Here is a 927-nt window from a genome sequence, read left to right as displayed (position 1 = left end):
TATCATAAGGGAAGGCATTCCCTATTTCTATACAATTCAGAAATCTTTTATGCATTTACACAAGATATTTTACGCTCTCCGTTTTCCCCTTTGCTATACAATATTAGTTTAAGAAACTGTCAGAAGTTAATTTTCAGCTCGATATAGCCAGTAATTTAAACGCAACCGTGCAGGTTGCGAAGCGTAGTGAGTTGCATCGATTCGAATTCATGCCCCAACGTTGGTTAGAGAATTGTCGGCGACTTTGGAAAAATTGTGAGCATCAATTAACCACCAGTCTGCAAATGGTTGTTTTGGCGTTTTTAGCACTATTACTCAAGAGATTTTAGACAGCTTCTAAGGTGTTAGAAGTTGTTTAAGGAAGAAACAGTGACGATTTTTTCATCACTTAAACTAATTAATATTAAATTAACATCGTATTTAAAAGAACTTTTTACCTTTGATCTTTAGGCTTAACTGGGAAAGCCCCAAGACCATAGCCGATAGTAAAGGCAATGACAATCCAACTAAAATCATGCTTATCAAAAATTTCAACATAAAGAACATATAAACCAATCGCCAACAAATATCGTAAAATATAAATCCAATTCTTTTTACTCATCATAAACCGCCTCCCAGAATAATAGAATAGTCCAAACGTCTCAATAATTCAGCCGCATTTGTACAAACATGTTTAACTCTAGTTAGCAATTCTTGTAACGATCATAGACATCACAGTATCGCACAGATTGATTACGCTAGGGTCTACCCTAATGTAATCACTGAAAACGACTAATTTCATTAGTAACAATTAAGTGTTTCGGTGGTATTCCTGGTATTAATGTTTAACTACTTTTAAAGTGGATTATCCCTGATGCAAATTAAAGTATGCCTAATAAATTTATCAATGTACAAGCTAGTCCCTTCCATCATCTATTAATGATTCTG

Annotated in this window: 1 protein-coding gene and 1 pseudogene; one reads left to right on the top strand and one right to left on the bottom strand. The window is 34.2% G+C overall.

The annotated features are described in order from the left end of the window. Nucleotides 1–158: 158 nt before the first annotated feature. Nucleotides 159–329, top strand: a pseudogene (locus KTE19_RS06005) (IS5/IS1182 family transposase); the annotation flags it as partial. Between the two features lie 104 nt (nt 330–433). Here the strand turns inward: KTE19_RS06005 and KTE19_RS06000 are convergent. Next, nucleotides 434–601 (bottom strand): hypothetical protein, encoded by a 168-nt coding sequence (locus KTE19_RS06000; RefSeq protein ID WP_165758584.1) that lies wholly within the window; start codon nt 599–601, stop codon nt 434–436. Between the last annotated feature and the right edge of the window lie 326 nt (nt 602–927).

This window comes from Lentilactobacillus dabitei (assembly GCF_019061365.1).
Taxonomy (GTDB): domain Bacteria; phylum Bacillota; class Bacilli; order Lactobacillales; family Lactobacillaceae; genus Lentilactobacillus; species Lentilactobacillus dabitei.
This window is presented reverse-complemented; position numbering and strand designations above follow the sequence as displayed.

What these genes read in the sequence shown, in the direction of transcription:
- KTE19_RS06000 (WP_165758584.1), bottom strand. Translation starts at nt 601, where the DNA reads ATGAGTAAAAAGAATTGGATTTATATTTTACGATATTTGTTGGCGATT.